The sequence below is a fragment of the Georgenia soli genome (genome assembly GCF_002563695.1).
Taxonomy (GTDB): domain Bacteria; phylum Actinomycetota; class Actinomycetes; order Actinomycetales; family Actinomycetaceae; genus Georgenia; species Georgenia soli.
Genome location: NZ_PDJI01000004.1, coordinates 1,233,793 through 1,247,756 on the forward strand (window position 1 = coordinate 1,233,793; position 13,964 = coordinate 1,247,756).

10 protein-coding genes and 1 tRNA gene are annotated in these 13,964 nt (G+C 75.1%); 4 read left to right on the forward strand and 7 right to left on the reverse strand.

Going from position 1 to position 13,964, the window contains the following annotated elements:
• Positions 1-15: 15 nt before the first annotated feature.
• Positions 16-2,796, reverse strand: coding sequence for a penicillin acylase family protein (locus tag ATJ97_RS06845; RefSeq protein ID WP_245862221.1), 2,781 nt, complete (start codon positions 2,794-2,796; stop codon positions 16-18).
• A gap of 119 nt (positions 2,797-2,915) precedes the next feature.
• On the opposite strand from ATJ97_RS06845, the gene ATJ97_RS20805 reads away from it, so the two are divergent.
• The 3 genes from ATJ97_RS20805 (at position 2,916) to mscL (ending at position 4,582) form a co-directional block, all read left to right on the forward strand.
• Positions 2,916-3,218: an FmdB family zinc ribbon protein gene (locus ATJ97_RS20805; protein ID WP_098483094.1), complete on the forward strand. Its 303-nt coding sequence runs from the start codon at positions 2,916-2,918 to the stop codon at positions 3,216-3,218.
• Between the two features lie 182 nt (positions 3,219-3,400).
• Positions 3,401-4,075, forward strand: a complete 675-nt coding sequence (locus ATJ97_RS06855) for an SAF domain-containing protein (protein ID WP_098483095.1) — start codon at positions 3,401-3,403, stop codon at positions 4,073-4,075.
• Between the two features lie 42 nt (positions 4,076-4,117).
• Positions 4,118-4,582: a large conductance mechanosensitive channel protein MscL gene (gene mscL / locus ATJ97_RS06860; RefSeq protein ID WP_098483096.1), complete on the forward strand. Its 465-nt coding sequence runs from the start codon at positions 4,118-4,120 to the stop codon at positions 4,580-4,582.
• On the opposite strand, the gene ATJ97_RS06865 is transcribed toward mscL, so the two are convergent.
• From ATJ97_RS06865 to ATJ97_RS06875, 3 genes are read right to left on the reverse strand one after another with little or no spacing between them, the layout of a single operon-like run.
• Complete coding sequence (locus ATJ97_RS06865; RefSeq protein WP_143426894.1) at positions 4,566-4,946, reverse strand: GNAT family N-acetyltransferase; 381 nt, start codon at positions 4,944-4,946, stop codon at positions 4,566-4,568. The genes mscL and ATJ97_RS06865 overlap by 17 nt on opposite strands.
• Positions 4,947-4,978: 32 nt before the next feature.
• Positions 4,979-5,227, reverse strand: a complete 249-nt coding sequence (locus ATJ97_RS06870; RefSeq protein ID WP_098483098.1) for a hypothetical protein — start codon at positions 5,225-5,227, stop codon at positions 4,979-4,981.
• 13 nt (positions 5,228-5,240) lie between these two features.
• Positions 5,241-9,944, reverse strand: a complete 4,704-nt coding sequence (locus ATJ97_RS06875) for a DNA helicase (RefSeq protein ID WP_143426895.1) — start codon at positions 9,942-9,944, stop codon at positions 5,241-5,243.
• A 551-nt stretch (positions 9,945-10,495) separates the two neighbouring features.
• Here ATJ97_RS06875 and ATJ97_RS06880 point away from each other — a divergent pair.
• Complete coding sequence (locus ATJ97_RS06880; protein WP_098483099.1) at positions 10,496-11,695, forward strand: hypothetical protein; 1,200 nt, start codon at positions 10,496-10,498, stop codon at positions 11,693-11,695.
• Between the two features lie 79 nt (positions 11,696-11,774).
• Here the strand turns inward: ATJ97_RS06880 and ATJ97_RS06885 are convergent.
• The 3 genes from ATJ97_RS06885 to ATJ97_RS06895 form a co-directional block, all read right to left on the reverse strand.
• Positions 11,775-11,847 (reverse strand) — tRNA-Arg (locus ATJ97_RS06885).
• A 56-nt stretch (positions 11,848-11,903) separates the two neighbouring features.
• On the reverse strand, positions 11,904-12,419 hold the full coding sequence (locus ATJ97_RS06890; RefSeq protein WP_098485297.1) for a flavodoxin family protein: 516 nt from the start codon (positions 12,417-12,419) through the stop codon (positions 11,904-11,906).
• Positions 12,420-12,567: 148 nt separating this feature from the next.
• Positions 12,568-13,806: a MinD/ParA family ATP-binding protein gene (locus tag ATJ97_RS06895; RefSeq protein ID WP_098483100.1), complete on the reverse strand. Its 1,239-nt coding sequence runs from the start codon at positions 13,804-13,806 to the stop codon at positions 12,568-12,570.
• Positions 13,807-13,964 lie beyond the last annotated feature (158 nt).

The following is a 13,964-nucleotide window of genomic DNA, read 5'->3' on the forward strand; positions in this document are numbered from 1 at the left end:
GACCGGCCGCGCCGGTCACTCCGGCGGCTGCAGCGTCATCGTCACCGAGCGGGACTCCTCGACCGCGTCGCGGCTGAACGGCCACGGGAACGTCTCCCCCGCGGCCCAGGCGTCGATCTGGTCGGTGTAGTGGTCGGAGCCGGGATGGCCCGAGGTGCCGGTGCTGGTCACCCAGGTGGAGCGGTCCAGGTCACCCAGGTCGACCACCATCCGCATCGACGGCCCGGCCGTGACGGTGAAGTCGGGCCGGCCCAGGTCGTCGGTCACGGCGGTGCTGAAGGACGTCGCGTTGACGATCGAGGTCCCGCCGGCCACCTCGACGGCGCCGGGGTTGAACACGCGGCGCACCAGCGCGGGCACGCCCTCCCCGCCGAGGACCGGGTGCTTCGGGGCGAACGGGTGCAGCTTGCCCCACTCCCAGCCGCCGGGGTCCTTGCCCATGGTGTTGGTCAGCTCCTGGCGGGCGAGCACGAGCGCCTGGCGCAGGATCTCGTCACGACCCTCGACGATGTTGACCGTGGTCCGGTCGTCCCACCACGGGTCCTGCGGGTCCTCGAGGAGACGCTGGACGACCATGAGCCACCGCGCTCCGCCGTCGGGCGCCTGGGAGGCGGGCAGGTCGTCGGTGAAGGTCAGCTCCAGCAGGTTGGTCCACACCGCGTTGAAGTAGGCGGCGCCCGCCGAGGACGTGTCGGTGGGGAACCCCTCGGCGGACCACTCCCGCAGCAGGTCCACCGCCTCCTCGACGAACGGGTCGTCGACGTCGACGCTCAGCAGCGCCGGCAGGACCGCGGGACCGAACGGGCTGGCGTCGTCGAGCATGATGTCGTTCATGTCCCCGACGTCGATCGGGTCGCCGTCCGCGATCTTCTGCTCGAGCAGCGAGCGGATCCGCTGGCTGCGGTAGCCGGCGTCCCAGTCGGTGGTGAGGAACGGTCCCTCACCGACCGGCATCACGGCCTGGTTGGCGGCGGAGATGAACCCCTCGGCGGGGTTGACCTCGCGCGGCATGTCCTCCGGGGCGACGAAGCCCTGCCAGTCGTACCGGGAGTCCCACCCCGGCCGGGGCCAGGAGCCGTCGGAGGGCACCGGCGAGTCGGGCACCACGGCGCGCACCGGGATCTTCCCGGGCGCCTGGTAGCCGATGTCGCCGTCGGCCGTGGCGAAGACGATGTTCTGCGCAGGCACCTCCAGGAGGGCGGCGGCGGCCGCGATGTCGTCGGCGTTGCGGGCGCGGTTGATCGCGAAGACGGCGTCGCCGGTGCGGCCGGGGGTCAGGGCGGTCCACTGCAGGGCGACGGCGTAGCCGGAGAACCCGGCGGGCGGTGCCCCCTCGGGCACGGGGACGCTGCCGGCCACGCCGGTGTCGGCGAGCACCTCGGAGACGATCGGCCCGTGCACGGTGGTCGTCACGGTGGTGACGACGGGCTCGCCCCCGTTGACCTCGATGGTCTCCCGGCGGGTGTCGAGCGGGACCCGGGCGCCGTCGCGCAGGTAGGTGCCGTCGTCGTAGAGGCGCTCGAGGGTGAAGTCGGTGACGTCGGCGCCGAGGTTCGTCAGGCCCCACGCGAGCTGGTCGTTGTGGCCGATGACGACGCCCGGCAGCCCGGAGAAGGAGAAGCCGGCGACGTCGAAGGTGCAGTTCTCCGCCTCGCCGGTGCAGTGCAGCCCGACCTGGTACCAGAGGTTCGGCGCGTCGAGGCCGAGGTGGGGGTCGTTGGCCAGCAGCGGCTTGCCGCTCGCGGTGTGCTCGCCGGAGACGACGAAGGAGTTCGAGCCGATCCCCTCCCCCTGGCCGACGAGGACGGGCACCGCGTCGAGCGCCGCGGCGGCGCTGGCGAGGGCCTGCTCGGCGCCGCGTCCGCCCAGGGCCGTCGCCGTCTCGGCGGCCGTCGGCGTCTCGGCGGCCGTCGGCGTCTCTGCGGCCGACGGCGCAGCGACCGTCTGTCCCTCCGCCGTCGTGCCCGCGGTGGTGGCAGCGGCCGCGGTCTCCCCCTGCGCCGTCGATCCCGGGGCCCCGGCGGCCGCGGTGTCCCCCTCGGCCGCTTCGGCCGGGTCCTCGGCGGCGGGCAGATCGGTCTGGACCGGCGGGGCCACGATCGGGGTGTGCGTCTCGTAGGGGTAGTCGGGGTAGAGCTCCTCCGTGCGGCCGACGTCGCCGAGGGTGCGCAGCGCGGCCGCGCGCCCGAGCTCTGCGTCGTAGTTGCCGCGCAGGTCCCACGCCATGGCCTTGAGCCACGCGAGGGAGTCGACGGGGCTCCACGGCTCGATGTCCCGCAGCTCGGTGGTGGTCCCGAGCACCGTGTACTCCAGCCCCAGCTCCGAGGCCTCGCGCGAGCGCAGGTAGGCGTTGACGCCCTCGGCGTAGGCCTCGTACAGGGAGCGCGACTCGTCGCTGAGCAGGTCCCACTCCTTCTCGGCGACGTCGCGCCAGCCGAAGGTACGGATGACGAGGTCGGCCGAGAGCGCGGCTTCGTTCTCCCCCACCAGCTCCGAGAGGCGGCCGGCGGTCACGTGCCGGCGGTAGTCCATCTCGAAGAAGCGGTCCTGGGCGTGGACGTACCCCTGGGCGCGCATGAGGTCCGCGTCGGTGCTGGCGTAGATCTGCGGGACGCCGCGGTCGTCCCGGACCACCTCGACGCTGGCGTCGAGACCAGGCAGCCGCTGGGTGCCCGTGTGGTCGGGCAGGGGGCGGCGCACCAGGCCGGCGCCGAGGACGAGACCGGCGACGAGGACCACCACGATCACGGCGGGCACGACGATGAGCACCTTGCGCAGGGCAGAACCACCTTCCACGTGCCGAGCGTAACCGTGGTGGGCAGCGTCACCGCGCGGCCGCACCGGTGAAAGGAGTACGATTGGCACTCGGTGCGGCGGAGTGCCAGAATCCGCCCTCGTCCCGACGGAGGTCATCAGTGCCCACGTATGCCTACCGGTGCACGGTGTGCGGCAACGAGTTCGAGGTCAAGCAGTCCTTCAGCGACGACGCCCTCACGGTCTGCTCCGAGTGCGGTGGGTCGCTGCGCAAGCTGTTCAACTCGGTGGGGGTCGTCTTCAAGGGCTCAGGCTTCTACCGGACGGACTCCCGCTCCTCCGCCAGCTCCTCCTCGAGCGCCGCCCCCGCCAAGGAGAGCTCGTCGACCTCGTCGAGCAGCTCCTCCTCGGGCTCGAGCTCCGGCTCCTCGTCCGCGCCCGCCAAGGCCGCCGCGGCAAGCTGATCCACCCGCCGGGCTCTGTCCCGGCCGGGTCGGGGAGGGACGTTCCGGGCCGCCTCCGGAGCCCGGAACCGTCCACACCCCCGCGCGGGCCCGTCTCTCCACACCCCCGGCGCCCGCCACTGTCTCCACAGGCAGCGACGACGACGTCGCCGCCTGGCAGGGCGCCGACCTAGCGTCCGGGCATGCGCGCTCGCTCCCCGGTCCCGCCGTCCCGCTCCCCCGCCGCCCGCGCGCGGCGCTTCCTGTGGCGACGTCGCCACCTCCTCGCCGCGCTGTGCCTCGCCTGCGCGGCCGCGGTGACCGTCACCGCCCTCCGCCCGCCCGACCCGCCCGTCGAGCGGGTGCTCACCCTCACCGGTGACGTGCCCGCCGGGCACGTCCTCACCGCCGACGACGTGCGCGTCCGCGACCTCCCCGCCGGAAGCCGGCCCGCCGGGTCGCTCCGTCACCCCGACGAGGCCGTGGGCCGCCCGCTCGCCGTCGGCCTCGCGGCGGGCACCGCGCTGCAGTCCGCGATGCTCACCGGTCCGGGGCTGGCGTCGGCGGTGCCGGCGGGCACCGTGGTCGTCCCTGTGCCGGTGGCTGACGCCGCCACGGCCCGGCTCGCCGAACCGGGCCAGCGCATCGACCTCGTCGCGGCCGGGAGCGACGTCACGGGCGTGGAGGCGGAGGCGGAGGTCGTCGCGCGGGACGTCGTCGTGCTGGCGATCTGGACGCCGGAGTCCGGGGGCGGGCTGCTGGAGCCCGGCATGGGCGATGTCACGTACCTCTACGTTGCGGCGGGCGAGCGGGTCGCTACGGTTCTTGTCGGATCGAGCGCCTGGGCTCCCCTGCGCGCCGTCCTCAGAAGCCCGTGACGCCGGACCGTGCGTCGCGCGAACGACGTAAAGGAACATCGGATGCTGGCTGGCTTCAAGGAGTTCATCTCCCGCGGGAACGCGGTCGACCTGGCGGTCGGCGTGGTCATCGGTGCGGCGTTCACATCGGTGGTGAACTCGATCGTCGACTCGCTGCTCAACCCGCTCGTCGCCGGCCTGGTAGGGAAGCCGGACTTCACCACCTTCCTGCAGTTCAGGCTCGGCAGCGCGATGGTGCAGCCCGGTGCTGTCATCACGGCGCTGGTCAACTTTCTCCTGGTCGCCGCTGCGATCTACCTCTTCGTCGTCATGCCGCTGAACAAGCTCGCGGCACGCCGGAAGGTGGAGGACGCAGATCCGGAGGCACCGGCCGAGGACGTCCGCGTCCTCACCGAGATCCGCGACCTCCTGGCGGCTCAGCAGCGGGGCGGCACCGGTGCGCGCACGGGTGACGGCGGCGGCAGCGGCAACGGTGGGTCGACCGTCACCATCACCCGGTCGAGCTAGCGCGCGCGTCCTCCAGCTGGCCCGCTCTCCGAACGCCGTCCGCCGGGAACCCAGCTCCAGCCGCCACGCGGCAGGACGCCGGGTTGTTGACCCTCGTCAGCCAGTAGTACACCCAGGCAGTGTCGTGAACGGTCTCGATGTTGCTGATCCCCACGTTCCCCACGGCCGTGCCGTCGACCGCAACGGCGAAGTTGTGGAACGACGGGGACGAGCGCGCGAGCTGAGCGTCGATGAACGCCGCGCAGTCACCCACTCCCCTGACGTCGGCATCACCCAGGTGCGTCGCCAGATCGGGGCTCTCGGCGACGGCAGCATGCAGTGCCGCAGCGTCTGCGGTGCTCCACCGGCGAAGGAGAGGTCGCATCACGGCGATGCTCGCAGGAGCCGGCGCGTCCGTCAGCGCTTGCCCCAGTGCGGCGGGACGTCACGGAGCAGACGGGCGTCGTTCGGCCCCTCGCCGCTCTCCGGTGTGCCGGACACCTCGACCGGTCCGGCGTCGCCGGTGTGCAGGGCGTCGACGGGGCTCGCGATCTCGCCGGCCTCGAGCCGGCGCCGATCCACGTCCGACAACGCCACGACACGGCGGTGCCGCCGGCGTGGACGCGGACGCGGGGTCCCGCTGCTCTCGTCGTTCTCGTCGCTCATCCGGCCTCGCCGCTCATCGTGCCCGCCGTCGCACCACGTGGCCAAGGACGGCGTCCACCTGGGCGCCGCGACGCTTGAGCGCCAGCTCGGCGCGCAGCTCCTCGACGAGCTCCACGTCGTCACGGCCGGCGCCGTCGGACTCGATCCACGCGACGAGGTCGTCGAGCTGGTCGTCGCTGTAGGCCGCCAGCGGCAGTCCCCGCACCACGGCAGGGCGGGGCCCGCGCTCGCGCACCGGCACCGCACGGGGACGCGGCGCCTCCGCGCCCTCCGCACCGGCGTCACCCGCACCCCCGTCCGGCCCCTCGCCGAGGCCGCCGCGCGGCGCACCGCCGGTCACGGCGGCGGCATCACCGGCGGAGGGTCCGCCGTCCGGGCCACGGTCGGCCCCGGCAGCAGGGGCGCCGTCGGGACCGGCGCCCGGTCCGCCGTCGGACGCCGCATCGGGGCTGGCGGCTCCGTCGGCGGAGCCGGCGGCCCGCGAACCGGTGGTGTCGTAGGTGTGCGGCAGCGCGGTCATCTCGGGGGCCGGGGCCTGGGCGGCCAGCGCCGCCGCGCGACGCTCCTCGACGACCTCGAGCACCGTGTCGAGGATGGCCTGCGCCTCGGCCTGCGGGTCCATGAACACCGCGGTGGAGAACACCATGCGCACCCGCCAGCCGCGTGCGGCGAGCCGCTGCACCCAGTGCCGGTCGCGGCGCCGCAGGGACTGCTCGGCGACGTACTCGTCGTCGTCCGTCAGCACCGCGACGAGCAGCTCGCCCGGCAGCTCCGGGTGACCGATGGCGAGCGGGATGCGCACGCCGCCCTCGACGCCGTAGCGCGGCACCACAGTCAGGCCGAGGCGCCAGAGACGCTCCGCCAGGTCCACGAGGAGCTGGTCCGGGCTCTCGGCCGGCTCGGAGTCGGCCTCCGCGCGGGGCAGGTCGCCGGTGGCGGACTGCTCGATGAGGTCGGCGAGGAGCTGCGGCCCCGGCTGGCGCAGCCGGGAGCGGTCGAGGTCCCCCGGACCGATGCAGCTGACGAGGACCAGCTGGTGGCGCACGGCGTCGAGGGCGTCCACGAGGCAGGCGAGCCCGTCCGGCCCCGAGATGGTGCCGAACCGGTGCAGCACCCGCCCGTGCGGGGTCTTGCCGTACCCGACCGAGAGGATGACGACGTCGCGGCGCAGCCCGCCGGCGGCGTCCACGTCGACCACCGTGAACGGCTCGTCGCGGTCGGCCCGGAAGAAGTCGGCGACCGCCGGGCTGCCCGTCACCGCGGCGCCCACCGCCTCGCGCACGCGCTCGGCGTGGCGGGGGTTGAGGGCGACGACGGCGAGCGACTGCTCCGGCCGCGAGAGCGCGTGGTCGACGACGAGGTCGACCACGTGGTCCACCTCGGTCTGCACGGACTCGACCGCGTCGCCGCCCGGCGAGGGCATGCCGAAGCCTTCGACCATGTCCAGCCGCATCCGTGAGGCCGACGGCGGGGCCGGCACCGACCGGATGACGCCGTCGTAGCCGTGGGCGGCGAGGAAGGCGGAGATGCCCTCGTCGCGCTCGGCGCGGCCGGTGGGCAGCGTGACCGCGGGCAGCAGCGGCGCGAGGGCGCCGACCAGGCCGTCGCCGCCGCGGCGGGAGTCGCCGACGAGGACGACCTGACGGGCCCGGGCGAGCAGGGAGACGGCCTGCTCGACGGGCAGGTGCTGGACGCCGTCGAGCACGAGCAGGTCGATGGTCGGCCCTTCCGGCACGACCGGCGGGACCAGCATCGGGGCGACGAGCCACACCGGCCGGGCGGCGCCGGCGACGTGCGGGTAGGCGCCGAGCGTCTCGCGCAGGTTCGCCCCGTGGTCGGTGCCGAGCGCCTCGTAGAGCCGCACGGCCTCGTCGCGGTGGTCGCGCACGGTGGTGCGGACCCGGGCGGCCACGGCGCGCCGCACCGGGCCGACCAGGGAGGCGACCTGGGCCTCGTCGAGCTCGCGGAACCGGGCCGCAAGGGCGCTCAGGGCGGGCCCGTCGAGGCCGGCGAGCGCCGGGTCCGTGCGCAGGATCTGCTCGAGCACCGAGCTCCACCACGCGAGGTCCAGCTCCGCGCCGACGAGGGCGGTGGGGACACGGCGCTGGGCGAGGTCGTCCACCAGGCCGCCCAGGCCGGCGTCGCGCAGCTCGCCGACCAGTCGCGTGCGCTCCGGCAGCAGCCGGAGCGCGGGGGCGTCGAGGCCGAGCTCCTTCATCCGCTCGGCGAGCTCGGCGAGCGGGACCGCGAACAGGTCGTCCTTGCCCGCGCCGGCGCCGATGACGCGCTGGAGCGCCTCGACGTCCGCGCGGACCTCGGCCTCCGTGGCCTTGATCTCCGCGAGGCCGTCGGGCAGCCGGGGCCAGCCACCGGCGGTGTTGTGGCGGCGCCAGATCTCCCGCTGCTCCTGGACCCGGACCAGCTCGGCGTGCAGGTCCGCCACGGGGCGCCCGGGCCGCAGCAGGTCCTTCGCCTGCTTGCGGAGACGACGGCGCACCGAGCCCTTCATGGACACGCCGCGCTCCTTGCGCCACGCGGAGGTGGCGGTGGCGATGACCATGTCCGCGGCGGAGCGCTCGAAGATCTGCGGGAGGAAGACGTCGAGGGCCTCTGCGACGCCGTCGAGCATGCGCAGCTGCTCGCTCCAGGCGTCGAGGGTGGTGGCGCGCTCCAGGCCGGTCTGGGCGGCGACGCGGTCCACCTGGCCGAGCAGGGTGGGCAGCGTCAGCTCGCCGAGGCGCTGGGTCCGCTCCAGGGCCGCCGAGGCGGAGGGCCCGTCGGTGAGGCGGGCGCCGTACCAGGGGGTGTCGTGCGGGCGGAGCGTGAACGCGCCGAGCGCCGCGGCGCGGGCGAGGGACTCGCGCACGTCCTCGAGCCCGCCGCCCCCGAGGCGCCGCAGGGTGGCGCCGTCGAGCCGGACGCGGGTGCGCGGGCCCGGCCGGGCGGAGGTCAGGCGCGCGAGCGCCTGCAGGGCGTCGTACGCGGAGACGTCCCAGGGCTCGTGGGCGGCGTGCAGCCCGGAGACGTAGCTGCCCAGGCGGGTACGGACCTCCGTGAGCTCGCGGCGCACGGCGCGCACGCCGTCGTCGTCGACCTCGACCGGGGCAGGGTTCAGGCCCTGTCGCAGGCGCTCGGCCGCGGTGGAGCGCCACCGGGAGTCCGTCGACAGGTCCAGGGCCAGGTCCCCCAGCCCCAGCTCCTCCAGCCGGGCGAGCAGCATGCGGCCGGTCCGCCGGGTGCCCGGCACGTACACGGTGTGGCGTCCGGAGGCCGCGGCGTCGGCGACGACGGCCGCGAGCGTGCCCGCGACGTCGGCCCCCGGCGGCGCGTCGAGGAAGACGTGCCGTCCCGAGGCCACCGCGTCGACGGCGTGCGCCTGGTCGACGTCGAGGTCCCCGACGCCGCGCTCGTCCTCCGGTGCCCGGTCGGTGGGCACCTGGGGAGGCAGCGGCACGTCCAGGGAGGTGCGGGCGTCCTCGTCGCCGGCGAGTGCGGCGACGACGTCGGAGCCCGGCAGGTACGGGCGCATCGCGTCCAGGTCGTCCACCAGCACCTGGCCGGGGTGGACGAACGGGCCGACGACGATGCGCTCCGACAGCTCGAAGCCGGCCAGGTGCTCCCGGCCGAGCTCGGCCAGGCGCAGCAGCGCCCCACGCGGGGAGAAACCGTGCTCCGTGTAGGCGGCGCGGGCGATGGCGGTGACGTCGACCGCGACCCCGGCGGCGCGCAGGGCCCGCACGAGCACCGGGTTGACCTCGATCGCGGCCTCGAGGTCGATGTCGAAGTCGGCCTCCGGGCCGGGGTGCGGGTTCAGCCGCACGGCCCGCAGGAGGACGGGGGCGTGGATGGTGCGCACCCGGGTGAGCGGGGGCTCCGGCTGCGCCGGGTGGACCGACCCGTCGGCGGTCGGCCCGTCGACCGGCGCGCCGGCGGCCCGCTCGTCACCGGCCGGCTCGTCGGGCGACGAAGCAGCACTCTCCGGGGAGGCCGTGAGCACCTGCACGGCCGAGGTGGGCGCGACGGGCCGGGACGCGTCCGCCGACGCGGCTGCGCCGTCGGACCCCCCGGACGCGGGGACGGTCCCGGAGCTCGCGGGCGCGTGACCGGCGGGGGACGCGCCGTGGTCGGCGTGAGCGTTGCCCGGGTCGGTGGAGACCTCGAGCGCGACCGCGCCGTCCTCGGTGCGGTCCGGCTCGGTGGGCTCGGGCAGCTCGGTCCAGGTCGCGACGCCGATGGCGAGGTAGGTGGGCGCCAGCCCGTAGCGCTGGGCCATCTCCTCGGCGCGGGCGCGCACCACACGGGCCGCACGCCGGGCGGCGAGCTGCGCGCTGCCCTCCCGCACGAGGTTGCTCAGCCGGGTGGTGCGCCCCGCGTAAAGCTGCGCGATGCCGGACGGGTGGGCTGCCGTGAGGTCGATGACGGCGTCGCCGAGCAGGGTGATGTCGGCGAGCGTGCTGGTGCCCCCGAGCTTGACGAGGGAGCGTCGCCAGCCGGCGACGGCCTTCTCCACCGCGTCGGCCCGCTCGGCCGTGACCGGCCTGGGCCGGGGCTGGCCGGGCGCGACCGGGCGGGCGGCGCCGCGCCCGAACGCCGTGCCGGGCGCAGGCGCGTCGGGGCGGACGGCCCCGGAGTTGCGGGGGCGGCTGTCCTGAGCGGTCGGGGCGGCGGCATGACGGCGCTGAGACCCGCCGCGGAAGAAGAGCGCAGGAGGGGTCATTTCTCCACGGTAGGCAGCGCGGGCGCGCGGAGCGAGGAGCCGCGCCGTGACGTCACTGTGGGAAGTCGGGCACGTCGTTCACAGGTACCGGCCGGGACGTCGGGCGACGCCGACGAGGCCGGCACGCCGGCGGTGGTGGATGGAGCGCGGCGCGCAGGGGGGGGCAGGCGACGCGCTCCATCTGGCGCAGATCATGGCGCCTCGAACGCTCCGCGCGCAAGCACGTCCCAGCGCCGGCACGCGCCCTGCAGCGGTGCCGGCACCGGGAAGATCCGGCCCCGGGCCCCCACGCTCCTCGCGGAACGTCCCTCCGGAAGCCCGGGACACGACGAAGGTAACCGGCGGCAGCCGCCCGCAGGAGCGGTTGACCCGCTTCTGACGCGGCCGGAAGTGGACGTGGCAGGAGGCTGCCACGTCCCGCGCCAGGCGGTCGTCAACGGGCGTGGCGTCCCACTACCGAGCGTCGCGCGTGGCCGAGTGAGCAAACCGACAGCACCCGATCTCGCCCGACCTGACACTTGCCGGTGGAACGTCAGTAACGTGTTGGGGTAATGACTGTCGACAGCCAGCACCGTGCCACCGGCCCGCGCCAGGGAGACGAACCTACGAGGGACATCCACCGCGACGGCCACCCGACCGAAGAGCTCCCGGGCGACCGCGAGACCGAGCGGGACGACGCACTCGGGGAGCACGAGGTGCCGTCCCCGGACCGGTCCGGGTACGACGACGACGTGCACGAGGCGGGCGAGGAGCCTGCGAAGGGCGGGTCGGACCGGCCGTCGGGGGTCCAGGTGACCGCGAGCGCCCTCGCCGCCGTGACCGCCACCGCCCTGCTCTCCACCCTCGGCGTCGCAGGCACCCTCATCGGCGCGGCGCTCTCGAGCATCGTCACCGTCTTCGCGAACTACCTCTACAGCAGCTCGCTGCGCCGGACCGCGGAGCGGGTGGCCACGGCACCGCCCGTGCAGAAGGTTCGCGCCCGTACCCGGGTCGGCACGACGGCCGTCCTCCAGGTGCCCGCCGACGGCGGAGCGGCCGACGGGCGGCCCACGTCCACCGTCGCCCTTGCGTCCGCGCAGGCCGTGACCGGGGGCGTCGGCACCGAGCCGGCGGAGGCCGGTCACACCGCGGACGCCGGCGCGACCGCCGCCGGAGATGCCGCCGGGGATGCCGCCGGCGGCAGGCTCGCCCGCCTCCGGGCGGCCTGGCAGGCGGTCGTCGACCGGTACGGCCGCCGCCGCATCATCGTCACCGTCCTCGCGTTCTTCGCGGCCGTCCTCGCCGCCGTCACCCTCATCGAGCTGGCGGCCGGCAAACCGCTCGCGAACGTCGTCCGCAACGAGGACGGTGCCGGCACCTCCCTCTTCGGCGGCGGGTCGGCCACGGACACGACCGGGACCACGGACCAGGGCGAGAACGCGGGCAACGACCCGGTGCCAGGCACCGACCGCGAGGGGACGGCCCCGGACCGCACGACGGACGAGACAGGGTCGAACACCGGCGACCAGCAGCCCGGCGACTCCGGCGAGACCCCGGCGCCGACCCCGACGTCCGACGCGACGCCGGGCGAGGACACCGACGGGGCCACCCCGTCGCCGTCGCCGACCCCGCCCGGGAGCGTCACGCCCGAGCAGCCGCCGGTGCCCGACTACCAGGCACCCGGGGACCAGGCCCCGGGCAGCGGGACCGGACAGCAGGGGACGTCCGAGGTCCCGCCGCAGATCGTGCCGGAGCCCGCGCCGGCGGAGTGACACCTGCTCCCGCTTCTAAGGGTCGACCGACGCGGAACCGTTGCTGCGTTCGGTCCGGGAATCGTGACGACACGCTCGGTGCCCTCGGGCAGATTCGAACTGCCGACACCCGCTTTAGGAGAGCGGTGCTCTATCCCCTGAGCTACGAGGGCGGGGACCGGGGAAGACTTTACCGGCCCGGCCGCCCCCTCGCCCAAACCCGGGACGGCTACGCGACCCGCTCCCCCATCAGACGCGCCAGCTCCATGCCCCACGCACGGGCCCGGTGGAGCTCGCCGTCGAGGAGCGGTCCCTCGTACCCGTGGACGCGGAAGCTCAGCCCCGGCCCCAGCGGCTCGGCACCGACCCGGCGCAGCCGCTTGGCCGCCGCGGCGTGGGCGTACCCGGGGACCCGGGCCTGCACGTGCGTGTCGAACACCGCGACGGGCAGGTGCTCCCGCACGCTGTAGGCCGACGCGAGCCACTCGCGCACGCCGGTGGTCTCCGAGACGACCGGGTGCCCGACCCGCTCGTAGGCGTCGCGGCGGGTCTCCGGCCGGCTCAGCCCGAAGGCGTGCGTGGGGGCGCCCACGACGAGCAGGTCCGTCTCGAGCGTCTCGAGCTCCGGCGCCTCGCTCACCTCCACGACCTCGACCGGCATGAAGTTCCGCAGGCCCTCGGCGACGGCGTCGGCGACGGCACGGGTGTTGCCGAACATCGACTCGTACACGACCAGTGCGCCCATGGCGACCACCCCTCGTTCCGGGCGGGCGCTCCGACGGCGGCCCGTCCGCTACGTCCAGGTTCGCACGCCCGGTTTGCCCTCGACCGAGACGATGGTCCCCCGACGGCGAGCGCCGGGACGGGTACCCGGCACCCCGGTGGTGGCCGGGTCAGCGGGTGCCGCGCACCTCATCGAAGTTGTCGGCGACGGCGGCAGCCAGCTCGAGCAGCGCGTCACGGGTCGCCGGCGCGAGCCGGGAGAGCTCGCTCTGCCCGCCCTGTTCCAGGGCTCGGTCCCACGGCACCTCGAGCACGGTGGCGCAGCGCTGCTCGAAGTGGGCGCGGACCTGGTCCAGCGGCATCCCCACGCCGCGCCGCACGCCGTTGAGGACGACGACGGCGCGCTCGACCAGCCAGGCGTAGCCGTGCTCGTCCAGCCAGTCCAGCGTCAGCGCCGCCGCCCGCGCACCGTCCAGGCCGGGCCGGAGCACCAGGACGAGCTGGTCGGCCTCGGAGATGAGGCCCTGGTTGGCGCTGTCGAGGATCCCGGTCCCGGTGTCGAGGACGATGAGGTTGTAGAAGTGGTCGAGGAGCTGGATCACCCGGTGGTAGGAGCTGCGCGAGAGGGCGTCGCTGATGTGCGGGTCGTCGTCGGACGCGACCACCTCCAGGCGCGACTCCGGCGACTGGGACAGGAAGGCCTGCAGCTGGGAGTAGGTGCCGATGCGGTCCGCGGCGGCGAGGATGTCGGTGATCGACCGGCCACGGGCGCCGTCCCGTCCGGCCACGCGGTGCGCCAGGTTGCCGGCGTCCGGGTTGGCGTCGACGGCGACCACACGGTCGCCGCGGTGGACCGCGAACGTGGAGCCGAGCGCGAGGGTCACCGTCGTCTTGCCGACGCCGCCCTTGCGGGACATCACCACCACCCGTCGCGACCCCTCGATCGGCGTGCGCACGCGCGCGAGCGTCTCGAGCCGCGCCCGCTCGGCGGCCCCGGGTCCGGGGCTGACCTGCCCGCGGGTCAGTGAGTGGACGAGCCGCTGCCAGCCGCGGGTGGGTGCCGGCCGCTTCCCCGCGATCATCTCCTCCGTGAAGGCGGACGCGTCGAGCGGCACGGGCGTCGTCCCGGCCGACGGCGGGTCCGTCACTCCCGGATCGGCCGCCAGCACGTCCGTCGTCGGCTCGTCTGCCGCCAGCACGTCGGTCGTCGGCACGTCAGTGATGCCGACGTCGAGTGCTTGCGGGGCGCCGACCGACCGATCGGGAGAGGACGCCGACGGCTGCGTGGCAGCGGTCCGCTCGCCGGACGGACCGGCCGGCGACACCGGCGGCAGGGGCGACGTCACCGGACCGATCCGGCCCTCCGTCGTCGCGAGGCGGAACGGCCCGGGCTGCTGCTGAGGGCTCATGGTCGGACCTCCTGGGCGAGACGTCGGTGTCACCGCTGCGCTGCCGGACTCGCCGAGGGTGGCGGCACCGGCGTTCCGGTCCCGTTATCCGGGCGTGCCGTTCGCGTCACCGCGACCGCACCCGGAGCGCACCAGCCGCGCACCGTGACGCCACCGCA